The 26437-nt window shown below is 61.5% G+C and carries 21 protein-coding genes; 12 read left to right on the top strand and 9 right to left on the bottom strand.

Features of this window, described 5'->3' with window-relative positions; translation table 11 throughout:
- Positions 1-17: 17 nt before the first annotated feature.
- The 3 genes from CQ015_RS07485 to CQ015_RS07475 are packed head-to-tail and all read left to right on the top strand — an operon-like array spanning position 18 to position 3333.
- Positions 18-950, top strand: coding sequence for an ABC transporter permease (locus tag CQ015_RS07485; RefSeq protein WP_105649746.1), 933 nt, complete (start codon positions 18-20; stop codon positions 948-950).
- Positions 947-1744, top strand: a complete 798-nt coding sequence (locus tag CQ015_RS07480) for an ABC transporter permease (RefSeq protein ID WP_105552823.1) — start codon at positions 947-949, stop codon at positions 1742-1744. The genes CQ015_RS07485 and CQ015_RS07480 overlap by 4 nt, the downstream gene beginning before the upstream one ends.
- Positions 1741-3333 carry an ABC transporter ATP-binding protein gene (locus CQ015_RS07475; RefSeq protein ID WP_105649745.1) on the top strand — a complete coding sequence of 531 codons (1593 nt, stop codon included), beginning with the start codon at positions 1741-1743 and terminating at the stop codon, positions 3331-3333. Before CQ015_RS07480 ends, CQ015_RS07475 begins: the two co-directional genes overlap by 4 nt.
- 38 nt (positions 3334-3371) lie before the next feature.
- Here the strand turns inward: CQ015_RS07475 and CQ015_RS07470 are convergent, their stop codons facing one another.
- The 6 genes from CQ015_RS07470 to CQ015_RS07445 form a co-directional block, all read right to left on the bottom strand.
- Positions 3372-5060, bottom strand: coding sequence for a long-chain-fatty-acid--CoA ligase (locus tag CQ015_RS07470; RefSeq protein WP_105649744.1), 1689 nt, complete (start codon positions 5058-5060; stop codon positions 3372-3374).
- Positions 5061-5394: 334 nt separating this feature from the next.
- A complete protein-coding gene (locus CQ015_RS07465) occupies positions 5395-6918 on the bottom strand; it encodes an APC family permease (RefSeq protein WP_105649743.1) in 1524 nt (507 codons plus the stop codon).
- A gap of 129 nt (positions 6919-7047) precedes the next feature.
- Positions 7048-8697, bottom strand: a complete 1650-nt coding sequence (locus CQ015_RS07460) for an amidohydrolase (RefSeq protein ID WP_105649742.1) — start codon at positions 8695-8697, stop codon at positions 7048-7050.
- Between the two features lie 6 nt (positions 8698-8703).
- The gene (locus tag CQ015_RS07455; RefSeq protein WP_105552818.1) at positions 8704-10125 is read right to left on the bottom strand and encodes a cytosine permease; all 1422 of its coding nucleotides are present in this window, start codon (positions 10123-10125) and stop codon (positions 8704-8706) included.
- Positions 10126-10292: 167 nt separating this feature from the next.
- Positions 10293-11780 carry an aldehyde dehydrogenase family protein gene (locus tag CQ015_RS07450; RefSeq protein WP_105649741.1) on the bottom strand — a complete coding sequence of 496 codons (1488 nt, stop codon included), beginning with the start codon at positions 11778-11780 and terminating at the stop codon, positions 10293-10295.
- A 44-nt stretch (positions 11781-11824) separates the two neighbouring features.
- A complete protein-coding gene (locus tag CQ015_RS07445) occupies positions 11825-12289 on the bottom strand; it encodes a hypothetical protein (protein ID WP_105649740.1) in 465 nt (154 codons plus the stop codon).
- A 134-nt stretch (positions 12290-12423) separates the two neighbouring features.
- Between CQ015_RS07445 and CQ015_RS07440 the strand changes: the two genes are divergently transcribed.
- Both CQ015_RS07440 and CQ015_RS07435 read left to right on the top strand, forming a co-directional pair.
- On the top strand, positions 12424-14370 hold the full coding sequence (locus tag CQ015_RS07440) for a primary-amine oxidase (protein WP_105552815.1): 1947 nt from the start codon (positions 12424-12426) through the stop codon (positions 14368-14370).
- Positions 14371-14464: 94 nt separating this feature from the next.
- Entirely contained in the window at positions 14465-15055 is a 591-nt protein-coding gene (locus CQ015_RS07435; protein ID WP_105649739.1) for a TetR/AcrR family transcriptional regulator, read from the top strand.
- Between the two features lie 8 nt (positions 15056-15063).
- On the opposite strand, the gene CQ015_RS07430 is transcribed toward CQ015_RS07435, so the two are convergent.
- A complete protein-coding gene (locus tag CQ015_RS07430; protein WP_105552813.1) occupies positions 15064-15990 on the bottom strand; it encodes a LysR substrate-binding domain-containing protein in 927 nt (308 codons plus the stop codon).
- Positions 15991-16315: 325 nt separating this feature from the next.
- On the opposite strand from CQ015_RS07430, the gene CQ015_RS07425 reads away from it, so the two are divergent.
- From CQ015_RS07425 to CQ015_RS07400, 6 genes are all read left to right on the top strand, one after another.
- Complete coding sequence (locus CQ015_RS07425; RefSeq protein WP_105649773.1) at positions 16316-17692, top strand: MFS transporter; 1377 nt, start codon at positions 16316-16318, stop codon at positions 17690-17692.
- Positions 17693-17995: 303 nt separating this feature from the next.
- A complete protein-coding gene (locus CQ015_RS07420) occupies positions 17996-18409 on the top strand; it encodes a RidA family protein (protein WP_105552812.1) in 414 nt (137 codons plus the stop codon).
- Between the two features lie 5 nt (positions 18410-18414).
- A complete protein-coding gene (locus tag CQ015_RS07415) occupies positions 18415-19086 on the top strand; it encodes a DUF1028 domain-containing protein (protein ID WP_105649738.1) in 672 nt (223 codons plus the stop codon).
- Entirely contained in the window at positions 19076-20260 is a 1185-nt protein-coding gene (locus CQ015_RS07410; protein ID WP_105649737.1) for a M20 family metallopeptidase, read from the top strand. The genes CQ015_RS07415 and CQ015_RS07410 overlap by 11 nt, the downstream gene beginning before the upstream one ends.
- Before the next feature lie 7 nt (positions 20261-20267).
- Complete coding sequence (locus CQ015_RS07405; protein WP_105649736.1) at positions 20268-21725, top strand: aspartate ammonia-lyase; 1458 nt, start codon at positions 20268-20270, stop codon at positions 21723-21725.
- A 289-nt stretch (positions 21726-22014) separates the two neighbouring features.
- Positions 22015-23337 carry an NAD(P)/FAD-dependent oxidoreductase gene (locus tag CQ015_RS07400; RefSeq protein WP_105649735.1) on the top strand — a complete coding sequence of 441 codons (1323 nt, stop codon included), beginning with the start codon at positions 22015-22017 and terminating at the stop codon, positions 23335-23337.
- A gap of 117 nt (positions 23338-23454) precedes the next feature.
- Here CQ015_RS07400 and CQ015_RS07395 read toward each other — a convergent pair whose 3' ends face one another.
- Together CQ015_RS07395 and CQ015_RS07390 are read right to left on the bottom strand one after the other, a co-directional pair.
- Positions 23455-24555 (bottom strand): alanine racemase, encoded by a 1101-nt coding sequence (locus tag CQ015_RS07395; RefSeq protein WP_105649772.1) that lies wholly within the window; start codon positions 24553-24555, stop codon positions 23455-23457.
- A 123-nt stretch (positions 24556-24678) separates the two neighbouring features.
- The gene (locus CQ015_RS07390; RefSeq protein ID WP_105649771.1) at positions 24679-25467 is read right to left on the bottom strand and encodes an IclR family transcriptional regulator; all 789 of its coding nucleotides are present in this window, start codon (positions 25465-25467) and stop codon (positions 24679-24681) included.
- A 264-nt stretch (positions 25468-25731) separates the two neighbouring features.
- On the opposite strand from CQ015_RS07390, the gene CQ015_RS07385 reads away from it, so the two are divergent.
- Entirely contained in the window at positions 25732-26436 is a 705-nt protein-coding gene (locus tag CQ015_RS07385; protein WP_105552807.1) for a CoA transferase subunit A, read from the top strand.
- The last annotated feature ends 1 nt before the right edge of the window (position 26437 follow it).

Here is a 26437-nt window from a genome sequence, read left to right as displayed (position 1 = left end):
AACGAACACATCCAGAGATGAAAATGCTCGCTTGGTTGGGTCGCAAGGTTGGCGGCGCGCTGGTGGTGCTGTGGCTGGTGGCCACCGCCATCTTCATCGGCGTGCGGCTGATCCCCGGCGACCCGGCCGAGGCGATTATGGGCGGCCCGGGCTCGCAGGCCTCGGCCGAGGCCCTGGCCGCCGCGCGCAGCGAGTACGGCTTGGATCTTCCGCTGATTACCCAGTACCTCATGTTTCTGGCCAAGCTGATCCGCCTGGATTTCGGGACCTCCTATGCGCTGAAGGACCCGGTTCTGCAGGTGATCGCCGAGGTGCTGCCGCCGACCATCACGCTGGCACTCATCTCATTGGCGGCGGCCTGGCTGCTGTCGCTCATCTTTGCGATGCTGGCCATGCGAGCCACCCGGGTCGGCCAGTGGGTCGGCAACGCGGTGGAGATCATCGCCGCGGCCGTGCCTCATTTCTGGCTCGGCGCGGTGCTGATCATGCTTTTCTCCTCGATGCTCGGCTGGTTCCCCGCGGTGGACAACGGGACCGGGGCGGGACTGGTCTTGCCGGTGCTCACCCTCGCGCTGCCGCTGGCAGGTTTTCTCACCCAGCTGATGCGCGACTCGCTGTCCACCGCGTTGGGAAGCCAGTTCGCGCTGGCCGCCCGAACCCGCGGCGAAAGCAGGTTGACGGTGTTCTGGCGCCACGGATTGCGCCACGCGGCGTTGCCCGCCTTGGGGTTGACCGGCTGGGCCTTTTCCTCCTTGCTGTCCGGAGCGGTGGTTGTCGAAGCGATCTTTGCCCGGCCGGGGCTGGGGCGTTCCCTGCTTTCGGCGGTGCTCTCCCGCGATATTCCCATGGTCACCGGCATCGCGCTGTTCTCCGCCCTCGTGTATATCGTGGTGATGGCGCTGACCGAAGCCATCGAACGCCTCATCGACCCGGCGGGGGCCGAGTCATGAGCCGAACCGCCAAAATTCTAGGCACCGTCTTTATCCTCTTCTGGCTGCTAACCGCGCTTGCGCCGGGGCTCATCGCCCCGGGCGACCCCTTGGCGGTTGACCCCGCGCAGGCATTCCACGCGCCAAGCCTGGCGCACCCGATGGGGACCGACGAATCGGGACGCGACGTGTTCACCCGCGTCATCCATGGCGCCGGTGACTCGCTGTATATCGGCCTGGCCGCCACGGCCCTGGGCATGGGCATTGCCCTAGTCCTGGGTACCGCCGCGGCGCTTGCCCCGCGCTGGCTCGATGGAGCGATCTTGCGTGTGCTCGAAGCCCTCTACGCGGTGCCCTCGCTGCTGCTGGCACTGCTGATCATCGCCTTTACCGGCCCCGGGGTAGGGCCGGCAATCGTTGCCGTTGGCCTTTCCACCGCGCCGGGCTACGCCCGCTTGGTGCGCAGCCAGATCCGTTCTGTGAAGAACTCCGAAATGCTGGAAGCGGCCACGGTGCTCGGCCGCGGCACCTGGCTGAAGGTACAAAACCACCTGGTTCCCAACGCCCTTCGCCCCTTGCTGGCGCTGGTGACCTTGGGCATTGGACAGGCGGTCATTTGGGCCGCCGCGCTGTCCTTCCTCGGCCTGGGCACCCCGCCACCGGCTCCCGAATGGGGTGCCATGCTCTCGGCCGGGCGCACCTATCTGCATCTGGCCTGGTGGCTGAGCTTCTTCCCTGGCTTGGCGATCGTGGTGGTCGCGGCCGGGGCCACACTGATCGGGCGTTCGCTGGGCGGAAAGGTCAACGCCGCATGAGTCCTCTATTAGAAGTCGAGAACCTCTCGGTGGGCTTCGCCGGGCAGCTCGCGGTGGACTCGGTGTCCTTCGAGCTGTCCGCCGGCGAATGCCTGGCGCTGGTAGGTGAATCCGGGTCCGGGAAGTCCGTCACCGCCCGTAGCCTGCTGGGCCTGTCCGGCGGCAAGGTCAGCGCCGAGAAATTCTCGGTCTTGGGGCAGGACGCCACCGCGATGAGCGAGCGGGCCTGGCAGCAGATGCGCGGAAATTCCGTGGCGATGATTCTGCAAGATGCGCTCATGGCTTTGGATCCTTTGCGCCCGGTGGGCCGCGAAATCGCCGACGTGCTGAAGGAACACAGCTCGCTGTCCAAGCCCGAACGCACGGAGAAGGTCCGCGAGGCCTTGGAAGCGGTGGATCTGCCCGAACCTGCGTGGCGGATGAAGCAGCGCAGCTCCCAATTATCCGGCGGCATGCGCCAACGCGTGCTCATTGCCCAGGCGATGATCGGGGAACCGCAAGTTGTGATCGCCGATGAGGCGACCACCGCCTTGGACTCCAGGCTGACCGCCCTGGTGCTCGAACAACTCCGGGCGCTCAAGAATGCGGGCCGGGCGGTGCTGATGATCAGCCACGATCTGGCACAGGTTGCCCAGCTGGCGGATCGGATCGCGGTGATGCGTGCCGGAAAGATCGTCGAGGCCGGCGACACCGACCAGGTGCTGAACCGCCCGCAGCACGAGTACACGCGCACTCTTTTACGTGCAATCCCGTCCGGGGTGCCCCGCTTTCAGCCCTTGAGCCTCGCTCCCCCGAAGGCGGCTGTCGTGGCACAAGAACCGGCGAAGCCTGCTCGGATGCCGGCTCTGGTGGTGGAGGACCTGTCCAAAAGCTTCGGCAAACATGCCGCGGTGCAGGGGGCCGGTTTCGTCGTTCAGCAAGGACAGACGCTGGGCCTGGTCGGCGAATCCGGGTCGGGCAAGACCACCACCGCCCGCCTGGTGCTCGGCTTGGAACGTCCGGATACCGGCTCGGTGCGGCTCTTTGGCGAGCATTTTGCACCGCAACGCGAAGCCCAGCGCCGAAACCTGCGCGAAAACATCGGGGCGATCTACCAGAACCCGCTGGGTTCTTTCGACCCACGCTATAGCGTGGGCCAGTTGCTCACCGATGCGCTCTCCGCCGGTCGCAGCAAACGCGGGGCGAGCTACCGGACCCAAGTCTCCCGACTCCTTGAACAGGTGGAACTGGATCCGGCGCTGGGCTCGCGCAATCCGCGCGAGCTTTCCGGCGGGCAGCGCCAACGCTTGGCGATCGCCCGTGCACTGGCACCGAGACCTAAGGTGCTCGTCTTGGATGAACCGGTCTCGGCCCTGGATGTTTCAATTCAGGCGACCGTCTTGGATCTGCTGGACCGGCTGCAGCAAGAGACCGGAACCAGCTACCTGTTCATCAGCCACGATCTGTCGGTCATCGAGCATATGAGCGATACCGTAGCGGTGATGTACCGGGGAAGCATCGTCGAGCAGGGCGCTACCGCCGACGTGTTCGGCGACCCGCAGCACGAGTACACCCGCTCGCTGCTGACAGCAATGCCGCGGCTGCGTTAGCAACCGCGGCATTGCCGGTTCGAACCGTATCGTTCGGGCTAGAGCCCTTCACCGAACTGTTCGCGGACCTGCTTGCGCAACACCTTGCCCAGCATCGAGCGGGGCATTTCCTCGATGGCAACGATGCGCTTGGGCACCTTGTAGGCCGCCAGCAAGGTGCGGCAGTGTTCGCGCAGGTCGGCCTCGTCCAGGGTTGCCCCCTCGTCGAGTTGTACCGCGGCGACCACCATTTCGCCGCCGCGTTCCAGCGCCTTGCCGAACACCGCGGCGTCGGCGATAGCAGGATGCTGGCGCAGCGCGTTCTCCACCTCGCTGGGCGAGACATTAAAGCCGCCGGTAATGATCAGCTCCTTGGCGCGGTCAACGATCTGGGTAAACCCGTCCTGGTCGACGGTGACTACGTCGCCGGTGTGCAGCCAGCCATCCTCGGTAAGTGTTTTCGCGGTCTCCTCCGGGTTATTCCAGTATCCACGGAACACCTGGGGCCCCTTGATCAGCAGCTCGCCCGCTTCGCCCTGGGCAACCTCACGGCCAGGTTCATCCACATCCACAACCTTCATCAGCGTCGAAGGAAATGGCACCCCGATGGTGCCGTTTCGACGCGAAGGGTGGAACGGGTTGCCCAAGGCCACCGGTGAGGATTCGGTCATCCCGTAGCCTTCGACCAGCAGTCCGCCGGACATCGACTCCCATAGCTCCACCACGTGGTCAGGCAGATTCATCGCACCCGAGATGCAGTACTTGGCCGAACGCAGCGAAATGCCCTGCTCTTTGGCTGCCATGGCGGTGCGCTCGTAGATCGGTGGGACCGCGCAGTACACGGTGGCCGGGGACTTCTTCCACGCATCCAGGATCATCTGCGGTTCAAACTTCGGGAAGAGCACCAGCAGCCCCTGCTTTTTCACCCCGAAGGTCAGATACAAGGTCATTCCGAATGCATGGAACATCGGCAGGATTGCATACAGGATTTCCTTGCGCTCTTCGGCGCCTTCCATCCAGGCTTCGCCCTGCAACGCGTTGGCATACAGGTTGTAGTGGGTAAGCATTGCGCCCTTTGGATGCCCGGTGGTTCCCGAGGTGTATTGGATGACCGCCAGATCCTGAACCTCGGGGTATCGATGTGCCGGATTTAATCGCCCGGATTTCAGCAATTGCTTCCATGCCATGGTGCCTGCCGTGGAGGCGGTCAGCGAGTCCTTGGTTTCGCGCAGCTTTTTCACCGGCAGGTTCAGCGCCAGGCGCTTGACCGCAGGGAATGCTTCGAGCAGATTGACGGCGACGATCGTATCGATCCGCACGTCTTTGGGGAACTGCTGCAGGTTCGGCACGACCTTGTCCCAGGCGATCACCACCCGCGCCTGGTGGTCTTCGAACTGGTGGCGCAGTTCGCGCGAGGTGTACAGCGGGTTGTGCTCCACAACCACCGCGCCCAGCCGAAGCACCGCGTAGAACGCGACGACGTGCTGCGGGCAATTGGGCAGGACCAGCGCAACCCGATCTCCGGGCTTCACACCCAGCTGACGCAGCCCCTCGGCGGCCTTCTCGACTTGTCGGCCCAATTCGAGGTAGCTCATCCGTCGACCGAAGAATTCGGTGGCCGGGCTCTCGCCGGCCTCGCGGACCGAACGCTCGAACATATGGCTCAGCGACTCGGTAGGAAGCTTGATTTCGGCAGGGACGCCTGGCTGATAGTTGGCGACCCAGGCCGGGGCTGCAGTATTCTCCATGCCTCCAATCATGCCCGATACCCACGGATTCAGGTTAAACGCGAGGTGGACTTTCGGTGATTATTCAGGGGAACTGGCTCATTGGAATTCACGATTCGGCGTAGTTCGCCAAGGCCTCGGCTAGCTCGGCAACGCAACCTGCACTGGGGGTTTCGAGCTGCTCCAGCAGCCGACGATCAACCCGTTGCCTCAGCTGAGAACCTCCGGGAACTAGGAGTCCACCGATAGAAGGTCTTGGCAACCGGAGAACCACCCACGTACTTGGTGCCCGAGCAAGGGTGAATGATTTTTCATTCACCCTTGCTCGGGCGGCCTCGTAGATAGCAATGGATGCTTATTTATGAGAAACGGAAACTTTCGGAGGCGCCATTGCGTCCACCTCGGTTCGCTCTTCTTCGCGGACTTTTCTGCCGAGAATATATCCGACGATGCCCAGCGCGAGGATGCTGGCCAAGGTGCCTAGCGCAAACGACTCAAACTGGCTCCATGAAAGACCCCAGATCGCTTCGAAGTCATAGTCCATGCCAAAGGCATATTCCAGGCTGCCTGGGAATACGGCGATCCAGGAACCGATGAGGATCCATGCGAAACAGATACCCCCGAGCACCGCAAACGTTGAGTTTGAAACTGGAACTCTAAAGGGGCGTACTACCGAGGGGTACTTGAACCGGAGCATCACCACGGCGGGAATCGCAATCAAATAGCTCAGGAGGAACGTCGAAATCGAGATGGTCAGGACCACTCCGAACATCGCCCCGTTTGATCCTGACATCTGCATTGCGGCAAGCATGAAGATGGTAGCGACTACACCCGAAAGAGTATTAACTCGGATTGGAGTACCGAGTTTTGGATTGAAGTGCCCGAAGAATCCACCGAAGAACGACCCATCCGCAGCAGCCATGGCCTGCATGCGGTCGCTGATGATCATCCAGGCGGCGCCCTGCGAAACCAGGACAAAGCAGAATACGATGGCAAACAACGCGAGCATGGCATCGGCGGCCGGTCCGAACACCGTGAAGACCGTCGCAATTGCCCCGAAGAGTCCGCCGATACCGGTAATTTCGTCCAGCGGAACGACCAGCAAAATAGCTAAGACAGGTAACAAGTAACTCGCGGCTGCGAGCATGGATGTGCGGGCGATAGAGACCGGAACATCCTTGGCAGGATTTTTCATCTCCCCTGCGGCGCTGTTCCCCGATTCAAAGCCAAGGAACGAGAAAAGCAGCAAGGGGGTGACCCCGAGGAAGCCGGCCATCGTCGGCGAGAAGAACCCCAGGTTCAGACCGTTAAATCCATTCTTGAATCCATAGATTGCGGTTACCACCAAGAAGCAGAAAAGGAAGAGGATCTTGAGTATCGCTCCAAGCGATGGCAGCCATTTGCCATGCTTGAGGCTGATAACCGCCGAGGTGACCGTGATCCAGATGAACCCGAGCTTGAATAGATAATCGCCCACCCCACCAGCCTCAATGTGCCCCACGTACTCCGACCAGGTTTCCACGGCAACGAATGCCATCGCACCGCCAACCCATACCGGCTGAGTCACCCAAGTGAAGAGGGAAGCGATGGCCGCAACTACTCGGCCAAAGGCCATCTTCGTCCAGACATAAACGCCACCCTCCTCGGTGAAGGCACCGCCAGTCTCCGCAAAGATCAGCCCGTAGGGAATCATGAAGGTAATAGCGAGAACCAACGTCCAGGTAAACGTCTCACCTCCAAAACCGGAGACCTGGCCCAAGACTTCAATGGAGATAACTGCTGCAACCACCAGCAGGAGAATGTCCATTCTGCCTAGGGATTTTTGCAGATGCTTGCTCTGCTCCTGTGCAAGAAACGTGGACGATTCGGAATTTTTCATGCTCAGTCCTCTGTCGTAACTGATTGTGGAATTTGCGGTCGCTGGGACCGAGAAATGACACGATCTAGGAATTGGTTCTAGATCTGCGTTGCCGCTAGTTTGAAAAACATCAAAAACTGGATTAAGAATTTATTCGCTAGTTGCCCGATGGAAGATCAGCACCCCATCCACATACGTTCGTTCAACCGCTAAATCGCCGAGAGCGCGGGCGGGCACGGCATAGGGGTCAGCCTCCAGGACGGCAAGATCGGCGATCATGCCCTCGCGGAGCGTTCCACGATCCTGATCAAGCCTGTTGGCAAATGCAGCTCCGGCGGTTGCCGCATGCAAGGCCGCATCCAGGGCAATAGCTTCGTGGCCGAGCAGGGGGCTGTTTTGCGATCGTTCATCTTTGGCATGTGGATCGGCTGGTGGTGCCGTACGATTCACCGCCGAATGGACTCCCCACATCGGATCAGGGCTCGAAACAGGCCAGTCGCTGCCCATAGCCAGCGGCACGCCCGCCTCGTGAAGGGATTGGAAGGCAAAGTGCATGCTTTGGTGGGCTGAATCGAGATAGGGAAGTTTTGTCTCCGTCAGCACCGGGTCCTGCCGGGCCCACAACGGCTGGATATTGGCGATGGCCCCAACCCGGGAGAACTGCGCAATGTCGCCCGCGTCGATGATATCCAGATGCGCTATCTGGTGCCGTGGATCCCACCCCGTCCTAGCCTGCAGTTCCAACGCCGAAAGGCTGTCCCGAACCGCCTGGTCGCCCACCGCATGAAGATGCAGATCAAACCCTTCGGCATCCAGCGATCGGGTGATGTCGCACAGCACTTCGGGCTCGATCAACGTCATTCCCCGCTGCTGCGGGTGCCCCACGTAGGGACGCGTCATCGCGGCCGTCAGATTTTCACACACTCCATCCAGCATGAGTTTGACCGCCGATGCCCGGAACCTGCCCCGAGCTCGGGAACGCCGGTCCCGGAACAACTCAAGTTGTTCCAGTCCTTGTTCGCGATGCCACCAAAGCGCCCCGGTCACGGTCGCGGTCAGAAGTCCTTGTTCGTCCAATGCCAGATAGTGCTCAAAAGCATCCGGGGAACCGAGGGCCTCTCCCACCGCGGCATCCTGCCAAGCGGTGATCCCCTTGGAATGCATGAACTTCTGCGCCTCTAGCAAGGCATTTCTAATATGCGATTTATCCGGCGCCGGGAGCATTCTGGACACCAAGTCGGCGGCGTGTTCAATGAGCATGCCGGTCGCACGGCCGTTTTCTTCCCTGGCAATGATTCCCCCATCGGGGTGAGGCGTTGAATCGGTGATCCCTGCCAATTCCAGGGCCCTGGTATTGACCCACGCTCCGTGTCCGTCATGACTCAGAAAATAGGCGGGGCGGTCCGGGACTAGCTCGTCGAGCAAGTCCCGGTGCGGGAATCCACCGTCGAAGACGTCTCCATACCAGCCGGCGCCTTCAACCCAGTCTTGCTCCGCATGCGTGCGGGCATAATTTGCGATGATCCTTCGGTACTCTGACAATGAATGCACTTCAGAAAGGTCGCAAGCCACCATCTGCAGCCCGCCCATGAGCGGGTGCACGTGGGCGTCCTGGAAGCCAGGGAGCAGTGCTTTTCCGGAAAGGTCTATGACCTGTGTTCCGGGACCGCGAAGACCGAGGGCTCGATCGCCCAGCGCTAGGATCCGTCCATCCTTCACCGCCAGCGCATGGCTCCGGGGGTTGGCGGTGTCCATTGTCAAAACCGGTCCGTTGGCGAACAGCAGATCTGCGTATGTCATGACTGCCTACTTTCGGAGGGAGTTGGTGGGCTCGGTGTTGTTGTCCAAACGCACCAGAGCGGGAGCAAAACGGGCTACTGCCACATAAACGACCGAGCTGACGGTCAAGCCGATAAACCATGCGATATCGATGCCGTTCAATGCTGCCGCTAGCGGGCCGGTGTAGAAGGCCGTCGCCATAAAGGGGATCTGGGCCGCCACTCCGACGGCAAATACCAGCAACGCTCCGGTATTCCATGCGCCGTAGCGTCCGCCGTCCGCAGCGTAGAATTCCGAGACCGCGTAGGAGCCATGGCGGATGATGTAGTAGTCCACCAGATTTACGGCAGACCATGGGATCAACACGTAGAGCAGTACGCTCAGGAAACTGAAGTAGGACGAAGCGAAACTGCTGGCGGCCGTCACCGCCAAGCCGACCCCGAGCACATGCAGGATGGTCGAAGTCATCAGGCGGGCCTTGACTCCCGGATGCCAGCCGGTGCGGAACGTCTCGACCAATGTCAAGGCGCACAGCGCGCTGCAATATGCGTTCACGGCGTTTCCCGACGCAGCAACAAGGGCAAAACCGATCAGGACCAGCGCGCCCAAAACCGGACCCAGGATTCCATGCAGGCCCGCCATCGCATCGACGCCATTGACCGCCAGTCCGACGCCCGCGCCGAGCACCATAAGTAGCGCGCTGGAGATAACGCAGCCGAGATAGGTGCCCCAGAACGCACCCTTGGTGCCCGAGCTGGCGGGCATATAGCGGGAATAGTCCGAAACGTACGGCGCGTAAGTCAGCTGCCAGACGATGCCAATGGCCAGCATGGCGAAAAACCCGGGCCAGGTGAATGCTCCGGCGGATATGTTGCCCCAAAAGTCCCCGTTCAGGAATAGGGCAATAAAGGAAACCACAACTAGGCCGCCAACGATGACCGCGCCTAGCTGAGTTACCTTTCGAACTAAGTTGTAGCCGAATGCGGCGATTACAAAGCTTAAAGCTGCACAGGCGACAATCAAGAACGTCTTGTTGGCGCCCGGCAGGAGCGTCATAATCGATTCCGAAGAAACAATGAGATTCGACGAAAAGTAGCCCACGAACATCAGGATTGCCACTGCCACGATCAGGCTGGCACCTTTGGAACCGAACTGCCCGCGTGCCTGCAGCATCTGAGGTACGCCTAGCACCGGTCCCTGCGCGGCGTGCAAAGCCATGCCGACACCGCCCAGCGCGTGGCCCAGCAGGATCGCAATAAGCGAGCCAAGCAGCGGAAGGCCCAGCAACGTCGTGGCGGTGGCGCCGGTGACTACCGTCAATGGCGTCATGTTCATGCCAAACCAGATGGTGAACAGGTCTTTTGCCTTGCCGTGCCTGGCATTTTCAGGGATGGGCGCGATGGATTCCTGCTCAATTTCAAATAACTGGGAGTAGTTGTGAGTACTCATGGCATTCCTGACTGGGAGCGGCAAAGTGCAACAAACTCGGCACCGGGGGTGTGAACTTAGGTCAACGCTAAAGCTATGACCCGCATCACGTAAAGAAGTTTCGTGCGATGCGGGTCATCTGAATAATAGATGCAGCCTCTCCGGTCGCGGTTACCGCACGAACAGGCTTAGCCGAATTGGATCCAGGTGGTCTTGGCGGCCGTGTAGTTATCGAATGCGTGCAGCGAAAGATCACGCCCGAACCCTGACTGCTTAAAGCCTCCGAACGGCGTGGTATTGCCCAGCGCGTCAACCGTGTTGACGGAAACCGTACCGGCCACCAGTTCCGCCGCTACCCGGTGCGCCCGCCCAAGATCGGCGGTCCACACTGAAGCGGCCAGCCCATAATCGGTGGCATTGGCCATGGCAATCGCTTCCGCTTCCGTATCGAAGGATTGGAGCACAGCCACGGGCCCGAAAATCTCTTCCCGGTGCACGTCATGCGCGGAATCCAGTCCGCCTAGCACCGTCGGCTCCAAATACGCGCTTGACCCGCGTATCTCCAACCTGCGCCCGCCGAAAAGCACTGCGGATTCTTTGCGTCCGCGGTCGATCCACGCCTCGACCGAATCCGTGTGCGCACTTGAAATCAGTGCCCCATTTCCGCCTACCCCAGCCAGCGGATCGGCCGGCAGGTAGGCTTTTGTCGCCTGCTCGAGCAACTCGGCGAACTCATCATGGACCGACCGCTGGACCAGAATCCGAGAATTTGCCGAACACACCTGGCCCTGATTATAAAAAGCACCGAAAGCAGCTTTCTCGGCGGCCGCCGCCAGATCGGCGGTGTCTGCAAAAATCAGATTGGAACTTTTGCCACCCGCCTCCAGGCTCAAACGCTTGAGATTGCTCCGCCCCGAGGCTTCAAGCAGCGTCCGCGAAACGGCGGTCGAGCCGGTGAAGGCCAGGGCGTCAACATCCATGTGCAGGGCTAGCGCCGAACCCACTTCTCGCCCAGAGCCGGTAAGCACGCTCAACACACCATCGGGCACCCCCGCTTCGGCCGCCAGCTCCGCGGTACGCAAGATACTCAACGACGTCTGCTCCGCGGGCTTCAAGACCACCGAGTTCCCGGCTGCCAGCGCTGGCGCCAGCTTCCACATGGCAATTTCCAGCGGATAGTTCCACGGCACGATGGCCGCCACCACACCCAGCGGCTCGCGCGTCACCAGTGCCGTGGCTCCCGGCGGAACAGCAGGCAATTCCCCGGATTGCTTGTCGATGGCCTCGGCATACCAGCGCAGGGTGGAGATGGCGCCGGGAACGTCCACCGTGCTGGTCTGCAGGATCGGCTTGCCGCTGTCGAGGCTCTCAAGCAGCGCCAATTCCTCGGCCTGCGCTTCCATGAGGTCCGCCCAGGCCAGAAGCACAGCCTTCCTGCTCTCCGCCCCCGAACGCGACCACGCCGGGAATGAACGCCGGGCGGCAGAAACAGCCAAATCGACCTCCTCTTGGCCGCACGAGCTCAGCAAGGCCAGCTCACGGTTGTCGATAGGGCTGGTGGTCAGTCGCTGGATTCCCGACGAGGCCTCCTGGCGCCGCCCGCCGATGAAGGCGCGCCCGTCGATTCGCAGGGCATTTGCGGCGGCATCCCAGGAGGAAAGGGTTTGGTTTCTCATGTTGATCTCCGTTGGTTGGGTATCTGGGTTGGTTGGGTGACAGGTTAATTGACTGGCAGAGCTGGTTGATTGCGCAGTGCACGGCTAGCGCGCAACACGATGGATGCCACCGCCAACGTCGCAAGTTCGAGGGCAATCAGGCCAAGCATCGTGGCGGAGTGCTGCCCGGTAGCGTCTGCCGCAAGCGGGGAGAGCCGCTCGGCGACGTGCCCATGCGCCTGCCCGTGCCCCCGGTGGCCGGACATGCTGATCCAGAGCAAATGGGCCACTGCCATTGCAGCGGACATGAGCATGACCTGAAGCGTCGACTTCTCGATTTCGCAGGTCGCCGACACGAGATGCGGCAGGCAAACCAGGCACAGGACCCCCATCGCGCTCATGGCCAAAAACATGGACTTGGGCCCCTGAAACGCGGCGAGCACATGCGCGGCCGAAACCGCGAGCACCACGATGCTCAGCAAATAGCGCAGCGCGCACAGCGTTTTCGAGCTCTTGTTTTTTGGGTCCATGTTCGGATCTCGACTTCTCCGGGCAGGTGGCTGATTCTTTTCAAGACACCCCTTTACGAGAGGGGGTGACTTGGGTAACATAAAATTGTTGATTGAACAGTTGTATCATCAAAACCATGCATTAAGGAAGCCCCATGACACTCCAAAGCGATCGCGCAGTGACGCGCCCCGCGCATCCCCTGGAACAGCTCACAGCCGACGAATACCAGGCAACTCGCGCCATACTGGAAGGTGCAGGCCTGGTGCTGGATTCGACCAGGTTCGCCTATGTGGGTCTGCTTGAACCTGCCAAGGAAGCCCTGTATCCAGTCCCGTCCAGCGATATTGACCGCCGTGTCCGGGTGATGCTCTGGGATGCCGCGCTATCCCGCTCCCTCGACATCACCCTGTCCCTCGACAGCCGGGCCGTACTCACCAAGCGCGAGCTCGACCCCGCAGTGGATGGACAAATGCCGGTGCTGCTCGAAGAGTTCGAGATCATCGAGGAAATCCTGGCCGCGGATGAGCAGTGGATCGCCGCATTGGCTTCCCGCGGGCTGACCTCCGAGCAGGTCCGGGTTGCACCCTTGTCCGCAGGGGTCTTCGAGTACGAGAACGAAACCGGCAAGCGCCTGCTGCGCGGCCTGGGGTTCCGCCAGGACCATCCCGGGGACCACGCCTGGGCACACCCGATCGACGGATTGGTCGCCTTCGTTGACGTGGAGAACCGGCGCGTGAACCACCTGATCGATGACGGCCCGGTCCCGGTGCCGGAGGTCAACGGCAACTACACCGATCCGGCAATTCAGGGTGAGCTGCGCACCGACCTCAAGCCGATCGAGGTCATCCAGCCCGAAGGCGCCAGCTTCACCCTCGAGGGAAACCACCTGTCCTGGCTAGGCTGGGACCTGCGCGTGGGCTTCGACGCCCGCGAGGGACTTGTCCTGCACCAGCTGCACCACACCTTCGACGGCCGGCGACGTCCGGTGATGCACCGGGCCGCCATCTCCGAAATGGTCGTCCCCTACGGGGACCCGGCGCCCTACCGCAGCTGGCAGAACTACTTCGATTCAGGCGAATACCTGGTCGGCCGCGATGCGAATTCGTTGCAGCTCGGCTGCGACTGCCTGGGCGAGATCACCTACCTCTCCCCCGTGGTGGCCGATGACTTCGGCAATCCACGGACCATTCCCAATGGCATCTGCATCCACGAGGAAGACGCCGGGATCGCGTGGAAGCACACCGACGAGTGGGCCGGATCCAACGAGGTGCGCCGCAACCGGCGCCTGGTAGTTTCCTTCTTCACCACCGTGGGGAACTACGACTACGGCTTCTACTGGTACCTCTATCTGGATGGCACGATCGAGTTCGAGGCCAAGGCCACCGGCATCGTCTTCACCGCCGCGCTGCCGCACAAGGGCTACGAATATGCCTCGGAGATCGCGCCGGGCCTCGGCGCTCCTTACCACCAGCACCTGTTCAGCGCCCGCATGGACATGATGATCGACGGGGCCACCAACCGCGTGGAGGAGCTGGATCTGAAACGCCTGCCCAAGGGGCCCGGCAATCCGCACGGCAATGCGTTCACCCAAACCCGGAAGGTGCTGGGCTCCGAAACCGCTGCCATCCGCGACGCGGACGGCAGCGTGGGCAGGGTTTGGCATATCAGCAACCCGGAATCGCTGAACCAGATGGACGAGCCGGTCGGCTACACCCTCTACCCCGAAGGCGCCCCCACCCTGGCCATGGCCGAGGACTCCTCCATTGCCGCACGCGCCGCCTTTGCCCGCCATCACCTGTGGGTCACCCGCTTCGCGGAAAACGAGCTCTACGCCGCCGGAGACTTCGTCAACCAGCATCCCGGCGGAGCGGGCCTTCCCGCATACGCCGCGCAGGATCGGGATATCGATGGCCAGGATCTGGTGCTGTGGCACTCATTCGGGCTCACGCACTTCCCCCGTCCCGAAGATTGGCCGATCATGCCGGTTGACACCACGGGCTTCAAGCTCAAGCCCCATGGATTCTTCGACCAGAATCCAACCCTGAATCTGCCGGCTTCGGCGACAGGCCATTGCACCCCCACCGGCTGCAGCGGCGAATAGTTGCCATAGCGCTCGCCTTCGGCGATGGTACAGTGACGGCTGGTGGAGACGCTCAGGGCCTCCACCAGCCCCTCATCTTTCAAGGAGTAACTCCATGCCCCGGTTAGTTGACCACACCGAACGCCGTAAAGTCATCATCGAGACTACATGGAGAATCATTGCCGAGCAGGGCATCGAGAACGCGAGCATGCGTGACATCGCCCGCGAATGCGGATACGCGGCCCCCGGGATCCTGGCGCACTACTTTCCCAATAAAAACGCGCTGCTCCTAGCGGCCTATGAACTCATCTGCCAACGAACCAATGAGCGCATTGCGTTGTCGACGAAGGCCAAGCGGGGCCGGCACGCCCTGCGCGCGCTGTGCTTCGAGATCATCCCGGCCGAGGACCTGACCACGGTGGAGGCCAGGGTGGCCGTATCCTTCTGGCAACGGGCACAGAGCGACCACGAATTACGCAGGGTGGGCCGAGATGCGCTTACCCAATGGCATGCGGCGATCATGTCCTGCCTCGCTGAAGAATTAACTGACAGGCCGGAGGCGGCCTTCGGGGATCCCGACCTGGTTGCCCACGAGCTGTTGAACACGATGATGGGATTGCACATCACCGCGATGCTCGATCCAGAAACCGTGAGCGGCTCTCGCCAGCGCCGGCTGATCGACTTCATGCTGGAGCGGATCTCCTAGGCGAAGAACTAGCTGGATCCCTCCGGGGATTCTGCCAGAAGCCCGGCGATCTGCTGCCGCACCGCCTGCGCCACCGCCCGCGTTCTTGCCGTCGGGCGCTGAATCCGCAATCGGGCAATGACGGTCTGCAACTCCGGCACCTTTCCCTTGAGCGCAACCGGTATCACCCGTCCGCCGTCGTAGGTGAAGTCATGGCGCGGGCGCTGATGCAAGATGGAATACCCATGGCCGTTGGCAACAAAGGTGCGCACCGTCTCATAGCTGCCAGAGCGGAACCGTACATTCGGCTCCAGGCCCGCCGCGGCAAGGATGGAAAGCATCAGCTCCCGCGTATGCGGCAGATCCAGCAACACGAACGGTTCATCGCGCAGTTCCTTGAGCTCCACTTCCTTGCGCTGCGCGAAACGGTGCTCCGGAGGCAACGCCAGGTAGGGGCGGGCCGCATGCACCGAGGTGGCGGCCACCTCCTCTGGCAGCCCCAGGTCATAGCACAGCGCCAGGTCAACTTGGCCGTTCAGCAATGCCGCCGAGCAGCCTGCCGCATCGGCCTCCACCACTTCCAGTTCAAGATCCGGATGCTCTGCATGCAACCTGCCGAGCACACCGGGAAGCAGGAATGGCGCCAAGGTGCTGAAGCAGGCGAGGCGCACTCGTCCGGCGAGCGCCGTCTGTTCACCGCGGGCGTGCTCCACGGTCTCTTCGACATGGGCCAGGACGGCTCGCGCGTCCCTGAGGAATGACTCACCCGCGGGAGTGAGCACCAGCCCTTTGGAGCGTTGGCGGATGAAGAACTGCGAACCGATTTGGCGTTCGAGCTGGGCAACGGCGCTGGAGACCGCAGACTGCGCGACGTTTAGCCGCTCGGCGGCGCCAGTCATTGACAGCCGGGCCGCCGCCTCGGCGAAATACCTCATTTGAGTGAGAGTGACATCCATCCCTACAGCATAGACCACTGCATCTGAATATCAGATGCCAGCCCTCTGAAAAAACTGTTAGACAGGTTTCATGGCGCCGTGAATACTTTAGTCAGCTGCCCGCCGGACAGCGGACTTCACGCTTGGGTGCAACTCGCTCGACCTGAGCCTCCTGCACGTCAACCACAAGGCACGACGCTCGCCTCCGCGGCGGGGACTGCACCGGAGCCGCGGATCGATGCAGCTGAAATTCAGCTGCATTTTAGACGAACCAAGCATTCGACCATCAGCGGGCCGCCGCCATGCCAGCTTCGACCCCGCGTTCATCTTCACCGAAGGGACCACCATGAGCATCCCACCGTCTCCTGCGATCGAACAGAAGAGCCTGCGCAAATCAGTGGCCGCCGGCTCCATCGGCGTGCTTGTCCACTGGTTCGACTGGGCCATCTATGCCTACATGGCTTCCACCATTGCCGCAGTCTTCTTCCCCGCACAGGACAAGACCGCAGGCTTGCTGGCCGTCTTTGCCGTTTTTGCCGTCTCGTTCGGAGTCCGCCCCTTGGGTGCGCTGCTCTTCGGCTATATCGGCGACAAGTTCGGCCGCAAGCGCACATTGTCCATGGTCATCATCTCCATGTCCGTCGCTACCCTCGTCGTCGGGTTGCTCCCGGGCTACAACACGATCGGCATCTGGGCGCCAATCCTGCTGGTCGCCGCCCGGATGGTCCAGGGCTTGGCCGCAGGCGGCGAGTTCGGCAGCGCCGCGGCGTTCCTGGCGGAAGCCTCCCCGGCCAGGCATCGCGGTTTCGGCGTCAGCTGGCTGGAGGTCGGCAGCCTATTGGGTTTCCTCGGCGCTTCGCTGATGGTTCTGCTGATGAACAACGTCTTGGGTCCCGAAGCAGTGCAGGATTGGGGTTGGCGCATTCCGTTCATCCTGACCGCTCCCTTGGGCATCATTGGCTTCTATATCCGGGCGAAGGTAGAGGACACTCCAGAGTTCAAGGCCTTGGAGAAGTTGGATGAAGTCGCCCAAAGCCCGCTCAAGGAGGTGTTCCGGAACAACTGGAAACAGTTGCTGCAGACCAGCGGCATCGAGATCATGATGAACGTCGCCTTCTACATCGTCTTGGTCTACCTGCTGACCTACCAGGAAGAATTCATTGGCATGAGTATTGAGTCGGCCGCCTTGCTCTCGACCGTCGCCTCTGTGACCGCCTTGGTCCTTGTGCCGTTATTCGGCGCCTGGTCCGACCGGATTGGACGCAAACCACTGATGGTTGGCTCTGCGGTGCTGATGATCGTTTGCTCCTACCCGCTCTTTTCGATCATGCAGCTGGACACCGCGTGGGCCGGTACGGTGAGCACCATTGGACTGGGCGTCATCTTGGCCATTGTCCTTGGCGTCCATGCAGTTACCGTCGCGGAGATTTTTCCAACGCGCACCCGGCAATCCGGCCTTTCCATTGCCTACAGCGTCACCGCAGCCATCTTCGTCGGCACCGTCCCGCTGATCTTGACCTGGCTCATCGCAGAAACCGGAAATATCATGGCACCGGCCTTCTATATGATCGCCATCGGCATCCTCGGCCTGGCGACCTTGCTGACCATGAAAGAAACCAAGGGCATCGACTTGATGACGCTGGATCGAGAAGATGCGGCCAAGCGCGGATTCACAGTCGCGGAGCAAGCGAAGGATCCCGCGAGAACCCCTCAAAGGAACTAGCCCACGCTTAATGCCGCGCAGGCTACGGCAACCGCGCCGGCAGTCCTTGCAGCCCGCCAACATCGAAAAACGGAAACCGGCTGCGCCCCCATCCGCGTAGGCATGGCAGCCAACCAGCAAATTCCACTAAATCTGAATATCAGATTTAGTTTCTCGAAAAAAACTGTTAGACAGATTTGATGGCGCGGTGAATGCTGGAGTCAAAGCACGCGTGCCAACTGGCGCGGGTGCCGAGGCAACGAATGGCCCCTAACCAAGCGCGCATTCCGACATCCACCCATCAGAGGAAAAGGTTGTAAAACAATGAAGCACACTCGTATCCGCACCTTCAATACCAAAGAGACATACCCCGAACAGAACTTGGACAACGACCTGTGCCAGGCCGTTGTAGCCGGCGGCGTCGTATACCTCCGTGGTCAGATCGGCCAGGATCTGGACACCCGCGAATCGGTGGGCCTCGGCGATGTGGAAGCACAGACCGACAAGGCCATGGCCAATATCAAGATGCTGCTGGAGGAAGCCGGAGGATCACTTGAGGACATCGTCAAGGTGACCGTCTACCTGATTGACCCACGTTACCGCGAAACCGTATACCGGACCATGGGCCGTTGGCTCAAGGGCGTCTTCCCCGTATCCACCGGCTTGGTAGTCTCGGCGCTGGCCCGCCCCGAGTGGCTTGTCGAAATCGATGCCACCGCAGTGCTTTCGGGGGAATAGAGAAAATGACTTTCAGCATTGCAGGCACCGACGGCAATGGCCGCTTCGGCATGGCAGTTTGCTCCTCGTCTCCTGCCGTTGCGGCCAGATGCATCCATCTGCGCGACGGGGTCGGGGCAGTCAGCTCGCAGAACATCACCGACCCCCGGCTGGGGCCGGCCCTGCTTGACCGTCTCGAAGCGGGAGACAGCGCACAACAGGCATTGGACGCCGTGACCGACTCGGCCGAAAACATCGACTTCCGACAGCTCGTCGTCCTGGACTCCCAGGGCGGTTCCGCGGTCTTCAACGGATCCCGGACGCTGGGCGTCTACGGACAGGGCAAGGGAGCTTCCTGCGTAGCGGCCGGCAACATGCTGGCCGACCCGGGAGTTCTGCAGGCAGCCTGCGACGCATTCGAAACGGCCGATGGCGAACTTGAAGAGCAGCTGCTGGCGGGCCTCCAGGCTGCCATCGCCGCGGGCGGCGAAGCCGGGCCGGTCTATTCCGCAGGCATGTCGGTGGTCTCTGGGCATGGGTGGCGGGATACCGATCTGCGCGTGGATTGGCATGAGCGCCCGATTGCCGAATTGGGCAAGCTGCTGGAAATCTGGATGCCGCAGCGAGATGCCTACGTGACTCGCGGCTTGGATCCACTGCTCTCCGAGGGTTATGGAGTGCCCGGCGATGATCGATAATCCACCATCGCCCTTGACGGCAGGCCTCGCCACCAATCGGGAACGCGTGATGGATGCCGTCCGCCGGGAACAGCCAGCGCTGGTCGCCTACTCCGAGAGGATTCATGCGAATCCGGAGCTCGGTTGGGAAGAGCACCGCGCCGCGGGCTGGACCGCAGAATTCTTGGCGGAGCGCGGATTCATCATCGAAGGTGGATACCTGGGATTTCCCACAGCCCTGCGCGCCAGTTTCGGCACCGGAAGCCGCCGTATCGGACTGATGGCCGAATATGACGCGCTGCCCGGGCTGGGCCACGCCTGTGGGCACAACATCATCAGCGCTGCTTCGGTGGGCGCAGCCTGCGCCTTGGCTGGATTCGCCGACGAGTACGACCTGTGCATCGAGCTGTACGGAACCCCGGCGGAAGAAGGCGGCGGCGGAAAAATCGAAATGCTCAAGAAGGGCGCGTTCCAAGGCCTCGACTTGGCGATGATGGTCCACCCCAGCCCCGTTGACTCCGCGGTGGCGAATCCCTTCGCCGTCGCCCACCAGCAGGTGGAGTACCGCGGGAAATCTGCCCATGCCGCGGCGTATCCAGACCAAGGAATCAATGCCAACGATGCCTTTGTCATCGCCCAGGTGGCCCTGGGGCTGCTGCGCCAGCAGCTGCCCCAGGAAACCCGCGTCCATGGAGTGCAGACCCGGGGCGGGGAAGCGCCCAACGCGATTCCGGAGACCACCCGGGGCCGCTGGTACGTCCGCGCCGAAACACTGGCCGAACTGGAACCGCTGCACGAGCGCGTGAACAAGTGCTTCGAAGCAGGGGCCTTGGCAACCGGAGCCCAACTGGAGATCACCCCGGAGTCCGAACCCTACTCGGAGTTCCGCACAGAGCAGCGGGCCCTGGATATCTATACGGCCCATGCCCAGGCACTGGGCCGAACCTTCGACGCCCCGCCAGAACAAGCCACCATGAACCGCGCCTCAACCGACATGGGCAACGTCTCCCAAATAGTCCCTGCGATCCACCCCTACATCGGGTTGGGCTGCTTTCCTGCGGCCAATCACCAACCCGAATTTGCCGCACATTGCATTGGCGACGCGGCCAACCTTGCCATCCACGACGGTGCCATCGCTTTGGCGCTGACGGCACTGGATTTTGTCGGGATACCCCGAAACGCAGGAAACGAGTGAACCGATCATGAATACCTCTCTACCCAATGCCGCCGGAGCCGAAGAGCGCCACGTTCCCGCCACACGCCTTGAGCGTGATTCGCTTGGCGAACGCCTAGTGCCGGCCGATGCATATTGGGGCATCAGCAGCCTCCGAGCCGTCGAGAACTTCCCCATCAGCGGGCGCCCCGTGGGCAGCCTGCGCTCACTGGTCTGGGCCTTTGGCGCAGTCAAGTGCGCAGCGGCCAGGGCCAACACCAGCCTGGGGCTGCTCGATCCGCAACGTTCGGCCGCCATCGACCAAGCCGCGTTGGAGGTCCGCGACGGGCTCTTCGACGCGCATTTCCCCGTTGACCGCATCCAGGGCGGCGCCGGCACCAGCACCAATATGAACCTCAATGAGGTCATCGCCAACCGTGCACTGGAGATTCTGGGATTCGCCAAGGGCGCGTACCACGAGCTCGACCCGATTGACCACGTCAACATGGGCCAAAGCACCAACGACACCTACCCCACCGCGGTGAAGATCGCCTTGCTCTCGGCGTTGCGAGACTACAGCGCCGAACACCAGCTCCTGGTTGATTCCTTTGCGGCCAAAGGACTCGAGTTTGCCCAGATCCTCAAGATCGGCAGGACGCAGCTGCAGGATGCCGTCCCGATGACCCTAGGCCAGGAATTTGCTGCATTTTCCGAAACCTTGCGCGAAGACTTGGCCCGGCTATCCGAGCTCCCGGCGCACTTATCGGAAATCAACCTCGGCGCTACGGCCATCGGCACCGGAATCACCGCCCACCCGGAGTACCGCGCATTGGTAACTCGAGAACTCAACAACCTGACCGGCCTGGAATTGGTATCCGCCCGCGATCTGGTTGAAGCGACCTCCGACACCGGAGTATTCATGCTGCTCTCGGGCGTGCTCAAGCGTTCGGCCGTCAAGCTGTCGAAGATCTGCAATGATTTGCGCCTGCTTTCCTCCGGCCCGCAAACAGGATTTAATGAAATCTTCCTGCCCGCGGTCCAAGCCGGCTCTTCGATCATGCCGGGAAAGGTGAACCCGGTGATTCCGGAGGTCGTGAACCAGGTTGCCTTCCGGGTGGTGGGTGCCGACGCAACCGTGACAATGGCAGTAGAAGCCGGCCAGTTGCAGCTGAACGCCTTTGAACCGGTGATGGTCGATTGCCTCCTCGAGTCGCTGCAGTGGTTGGCCTCCGCTTGCCATACCCTGCGCACCAGATGCGTCGATGGCATTACGGCCAACGAACCAGTTCTGGCACGACGCATGTCCGAATCGGTCAGCATCATCACGGGAATAGCACCCCATATCGGCTACGCGAACGCGGCGAGCCTAGCCAAGGAATCCCTAGCCAGCGGGCAAGGCATCAAGGAATTAGTGCTGTCCTACGGCCTGGTGGATCCCGGCCTCCTCGACACCTTGCTCTCGCCCGCTAACTTAACTGGCGTCGCGGCGAGCGTTCCGCTGGCATAGCAAAGCGCAGAAGCATCGTTCCCGCTCAGCTTGGGTTGCCTAACCGCGAATTCTTCGATGGCTGGAATTCGAATCGCCTATCGGCGCACCGGCACCCTGGTTTGAGCGCCACTCTACATCTGAAAATCCGATGCAGATTAGCGAGAACAAATGTTTGAATGATGTGCTGAAATACGGTTTTCTGAAGGTACCCCAATAGACGAAAGATTCCCCGCGACGCGGTGAATCGGGAGCACACGACAGTGCCACGTCGCATCGAATCTGACTATTAATAGCAATGGAGGTTGGCATGTCGAGTCAAGAGACGGAAGTTCTAGTTGTCGGCGCAGGACAGGCCGGAGTCGCGATGAGCGAACATCTAACAAATCTAGGGGTTCCCCATATCGTCCTGGAAAAGGACCGCATAGCCGAACGCTGGCGCACCGGACGCTGGGATTCGCTAGTTGCCAATGGCCCGGCTTGGCATGACCGTTTCCCAGGCATGACTTTTGCGGATGTTCCCGCCGACGGATTTGCACCCAAGGAGAGCGTTGCGGATTACTTCGCCGCTTATGCAGAAGGCTTTGGGGCACCAATTCGCAGCGGCGTCGAAGTTAAATCCGTGCAGAGGAACAACGGCAAGCCGGGCTTTAAAGTTGAAACGTCCGAGGGGATCATAAACACCCGCTTCGTCGTTGCGGCCACCGGCCCATTCCAGATACCCGTTATTCCTCCCATCGTCGCGGATTCTTCCCCGCTCACCCAAATGCATTCGCATTCGTACCGAAACCCGCAGCAGCTACGCGATGGTGGCGTGCTGGTAGTCGGAGCAGGATCTTCGGGGGTGCAGATCGCCAACGAGCTGCGCGCAGCCGGCCGGCAGGTCTACCTGTCGGTTGGTCCCCACGATCGACCGCCGCGCCAGTATCGCGGCCAGGACTTCTGCTGGTGGCTTGGCGTTCTGGATAAATGGTCAGCCGCAGCGCCTCCCAAGGGTGCCGAGCACGTCACCATCGCGGTCAGCGGCGCCAACGGCGGACATACCGTGAACTTCCGCGAACTGGCGGCAGGCGGCATCAAACTGCTCGGACGCACCGAAACTTATTCGATGGGGAGAATGCGTTTCGCCCCGGATCTGGCCCGCAACATTGCCAATGGAGATGCGAACTACCTGTCAGTACTCGATGAGGCGGATGCCTACATTGCGCGCAATGGGTTGAACTTCCCCGAAGAGCCGCAGGCCCGAGTCCTCGGCGATGATCCGGAAGAACTTATCCATCCCATCCTGGAGATGGATCTGGAGGCCGCTGGAGTTACGACTATCATCTGGGCCACGGGTTTTGCTGTCGACTACCAGTGGCTGCAGGTGGATACCTTCGATGAGCAGGGAAGGCCTCTCCATCAGCGAGGTGTATCCGAAGAGAGCGGCGTCTACTTCTTGGGCCAGCCTTGGCAGTCAAGCCGCGGCTCGAGCTTCATTTGGGGAGTTTGGCATGATGCCAAATATGTCGCGGAGCAAATCGATATCCAGCGCGGATACCTTGAGCATATGTCGCAAATCGACCTTGACCCGGCGTACCAGATTTCGCCGGCCGCAACAGTGCGGTCAGACAACCACGCCGCACACGTCTAACCACGTTGTAGCGCTGGTGCGAAGTCGCATCAGCGCTACAGGCCTTCCCGGATGCTTAGACTGCCTGAACGCGAAATATTGCCTTTCGTCCCCTCAGTGAATCCGAGATACGAAACCCTAGTAGTTCAGCCCGCGTGCCGCCACGTCCCACCGTTCGGCGACCTCGCCGGCGCGGAGCACGGTGACCTGATCCACCAGGTTCACCGCCACGCACACATGGTTGGGGATCACGCGGAGCTGCTCCCCATGGGCGGGAAGCGGCTGGTTCTCGGGCCACAGCACCGTTGCGTGGTGTTCGGATACCGCGCTGATCCGCGCGTCCGGGTTTTCAAGGATCCGGCCAAATCCGCTGGTCCAGGCGGGGCGGTCGCCGCCGAGGATCTTGCTGCCCGCGTCCAGGACGATCCGCCGCGGGATGAGTTCGTCCCCTTCATGCCGGCTGATCACCGTGGAAGCAACGCTCAAGGCGATGTCTTCCCAGCGGCAGCGTCCCAGTTCGAACTGCTGCGCGTCGCCAAATACATAAACGCCGGGGCGCACCTCGGTCAGCAACGAATTGTCCGCAAGCTCTGCCGTCGGCGTGGAGCCGCCGCTGATGCGTTTGAGTTCGAAGCCGTCTTCGCGGAGCAAGCCGGCCGCTTCGACGAGCGCTTGCTGTTCTTCCGCGGCTACCTCTTGCGCCCGGCCCGGTGCATAACTATGACCTGGGAAGGTGAAAATGCCAATGACGTTCAGCCCGGCATCGCGGGCGGCGCGGGCGACATCCAATGCGCCGCGGGGGTGCACACCGCTGCGGTGGTGACCGCTGTCGATCTCGATCATCAACCCTAATTTGTCGGCCTTGTCTCCCAGCTGCCGGGCAAGCTGCTCGACGGCTGCAACGGAGTCGGTGCCCAAGGAGAGCCTGACATAGCGCAGCAACTTGCGAATGCGTGCCGCTTGGACCTCGGAGACCCACAAGGGGAAAGCGACAAAGAGATCCGCCACCCCGTGCAGCGCGAAGGTCAGGGCCTCCCCGATGGTTGCGACCGTCAGTCCCACTGCTCCGGAATCGAGCTGGCGGGCGGCGATCTCATGCATCTTGTGCGTTTTCGCGTGCGGCCGCAAGGCAAGTCCCTTGCCTGCAACGTTCTGCGCCACGCGGTCGATGTTCCGCTCGAGAATATCGACGTCGACCAGGATTTGCGGGGTTAATAAGCCTTGCGGGATGGTGTTCACCAATGCCAGCTTTCCTCTTCGTGCTCGGACGATCTGATTCGTACGTTACCCGAGAAAAATGTCCGGCTCGTCGTTGACACCCAGCGAGTCCCAGCGACCTGGCGTGGGATCGGCCGACCTGGCCTATCTGTTGGCCGGCAGTCCCGATCCGCGAAGTTTCAGCGACAGCTCATGCGCGTGGTGCAGCAATAATTGGCCCAGCGATTCTTGCCGGGCCACCTCGAAGCGCGATTCGATTCCGGTCAGGCTCAGCGCCCAGGCCGGCTGGCCCGAGGCGTCGAAGACCGCGGCGCCTATCCCCCAGCTGCCTTCGACGATGAGCCCCGGATTAACCGAGTAGCCAAGGGTGCGGGTCTCTTCCACTTTTTGGCGCAATTGCTTGGCGCTGTGCGCTTGGCCGTACTCGGCCACGAGGTTGTTGCTAGCCAGATAGCGTTCGACGAGCTCTTCGGGAAGAAAGGCGAGAATCGCGATGCCTGCCGAGGCGACCCCGAGCGGGAAGCGCCGGCCTTCATAGAGGACAAACGAACGGATCGGGAATGCTCCGTCTTGGCGCAGCAGGCAGACCGTTTCGTCTCCGCGCCGGGCTGAGAGAAAGGCGCTCTCCCCGGATTCTTCGGCCAACGCGGTCACGTGCCCCCTGGCGAGCTCGCTGATGTCGTAGCGTTCGGCCGCTACCGCACCCATCAGATAGAGCTCGGGGCCCAGTAGCCAGCGCCCCGCCCGGTGGTCGTGGTCGCAGAAGCCCTCGGCGACCAGCGCTGTCAGCAGCCGGTGCACCGTCGGCCGCGCGAGCCCGGTAAGCCGCGCGACCTGCGTGGTCGTGATTCCTTCCGGCATGGAGGTGCTGACCGCACGCAATACCGCGGCCAAGCGTCCGACGACCTGTGCACCGGCAGGAGATTTGCTCATGACCATATTATGAACGAAGCAGTCCATAATATGAGGAACATGACGCATTCAATAAGCGGCCCAACGCAATGGCGCGGATGCACTTTGGGCGGCGCGGCTACTACTCCTCCAAGTGTCCATAGTGTGAACGAATTGGGTATTGCTCTTCACCTGTCGAGCAATATCGGGTTCTTTTCCCATATCTATTGAGCTATGGACTTGGAGTTACTACCTTCGAAGATAGGGAACACTCAAATCCATAATATGGACGGATGGAGTCAGAAAATGTCAACGAAGTATCGTGAGGACGCCGCTCAGGCACTTGCCGCCGTGGTCAAGGACGGAATGACCGTTGCCGTCGGCGGTTTTGGGCTCAGCGGGATACCCAACCGCCTGATCACCGCCCTGCGCGACTCGGGCGCTCGCAACCTGACCATCGTGTCCAACAATATGGGCGTTGATGGAAAAGGGCTAGGCGTGCTGCTGGAGAACAAGCAGGTCTCCAAGGTGCTGGCCTCCTACGTGGGGGAAAACAAGCTCTTCGCCCAGCAGTTCCTCGACGGGGATCTCGAAGTTGAATTCGTCCCCCAGGGCACCTTGGCCGAACGCTTGCGCGCAGGGGGCGCCGGGATCCCGGCCTTCTTCACGCCGACCGGCGTCGGCACCCCCGTGGCCGAGGGCAAAGAAGTCATGGAATTCGACGGCAAGCTGGCGATCTTGGAACGCGGCATCGTCGCCGACATCGCGTTGGTCCGCGCCTATGAGGCGGACGGCGAAGGCAATCTGCGCTACCGCATGACCTCGAAGAACTTCAATCCGCTTGCCGCCATGTCCGGGCGGCATACCTTCGCCGAGGCCGAGCACATTAGTGCGGACTACCTCGATCCGTCTTTGGTGGAAACGCCAGGTATTTTCGTCTCGACGCTCGTCGATGCCGACGACGTCAAGGACATCGAACAGCGCACCGTCCGCCCGAAGCAGGAGGCCTAAG

This window comes from Arthrobacter sp. MYb221, assembly GCF_002979835.1.
GTDB lineage: Bacteria > Actinomycetota > Actinomycetes > Actinomycetales > Micrococcaceae > Glutamicibacter.
The sequence above is the reverse complement of the archived record's forward strand: the minus strand, read 5'-3'. Positions and strand labels throughout refer to the sequence as shown.

Bases quoted from the DNA above. Each gene is read 5' to 3' on its own strand.
- CQ015_RS07455 (WP_105552818.1), bottom strand. From the start codon at position 10,125: ATGAGTACTCACAACTACTCCCAGTTATTTGAAATTGAGCAGGAATCC.
- CQ015_RS07400 (WP_105649735.1), top strand. From the start codon at position 22,015: ATGTCGAGTCAAGAGACGGAAGTTCTAGTTGTCGGCGCAGGACAGGCC.
- CQ015_RS07385 (WP_105552807.1), top strand. From the start codon at position 25,732: ATGTCAACGAAGTATCGTGAGGACGCCGCTCAGGCACTTGCCGCCGTG.
- CQ015_RS07485 (WP_105649746.1), top strand. From the start codon at position 18: ATGAAAATGCTCGCTTGGTTGGGTCGCAAGGTTGGCGGCGCGCTGGTG.
- CQ015_RS07390 (WP_105649771.1), bottom strand. From the start codon at position 25,467: ATGAGCAAATCTCCTGCCGGTGCACAGGTCGTCGGACGCTTGGCCGCG.
- CQ015_RS07420 (WP_105552812.1), top strand. From the start codon at position 17,996: ATGAAGCACACTCGTATCCGCACCTTCAATACCAAAGAGACATACCCC.
- CQ015_RS07460 (WP_105649742.1), bottom strand. From the start codon at position 8,697: ATGACATACGCAGATCTGCTGTTCGCCAACGGACCGGTTTTGACAATG.
- CQ015_RS07405 (WP_105649736.1), top strand. From the start codon at position 20,268: ATGAATACCTCTCTACCCAATGCCGCCGGAGCCGAAGAGCGCCACGTT.
- CQ015_RS07425 (WP_105649773.1), top strand. From the start codon at position 16,316: ATGAGCATCCCACCGTCTCCTGCGATCGAACAGAAGAGCCTGCGCAAA.
- CQ015_RS07415 (WP_105649738.1), top strand. From the start codon at position 18,415: ATGACTTTCAGCATTGCAGGCACCGACGGCAATGGCCGCTTCGGCATG.
- CQ015_RS07470 (WP_105649744.1), bottom strand. From the start codon at position 5,060: ATGGAGAATACTGCAGCCCCGGCCTGGGTCGCCAACTATCAGCCAGGC.
- CQ015_RS07450 (WP_105649741.1), bottom strand. From the start codon at position 11,780: ATGAGAAACCAAACCCTTTCCTCCTGGGATGCCGCCGCAAATGCCCTG.
- CQ015_RS07480 (WP_105552823.1), top strand. From the start codon at position 947: ATGAGCCGAACCGCCAAAATTCTAGGCACCGTCTTTATCCTCTTCTGG.
- CQ015_RS07440 (WP_105552815.1), top strand. From the start codon at position 12,424: ATGACACTCCAAAGCGATCGCGCAGTGACGCGCCCCGCGCATCCCCTG.
- CQ015_RS07445 (WP_105649740.1), bottom strand. From the start codon at position 12,289: ATGGACCCAAAAAACAAGAGCTCGAAAACGCTGTGCGCGCTGCGCTAT.
- CQ015_RS07435 (WP_105649739.1), top strand. From the start codon at position 14,465: ATGCCCCGGTTAGTTGACCACACCGAACGCCGTAAAGTCATCATCGAG.
- CQ015_RS07430 (WP_105552813.1), bottom strand. From the start codon at position 15,990: ATGGATGTCACTCTCACTCAAATGAGGTATTTCGCCGAGGCGGCGGCC.
- CQ015_RS07465 (WP_105649743.1), bottom strand. From the start codon at position 6,918: ATGAAAAATTCCGAATCGTCCACGTTTCTTGCACAGGAGCAGAGCAAG.
- CQ015_RS07475 (WP_105649745.1), top strand. From the start codon at position 1,741: ATGAGTCCTCTATTAGAAGTCGAGAACCTCTCGGTGGGCTTCGCCGGG.
- CQ015_RS07410 (WP_105649737.1), top strand. From the start codon at position 19,076: ATGATCGATAATCCACCATCGCCCTTGACGGCAGGCCTCGCCACCAAT.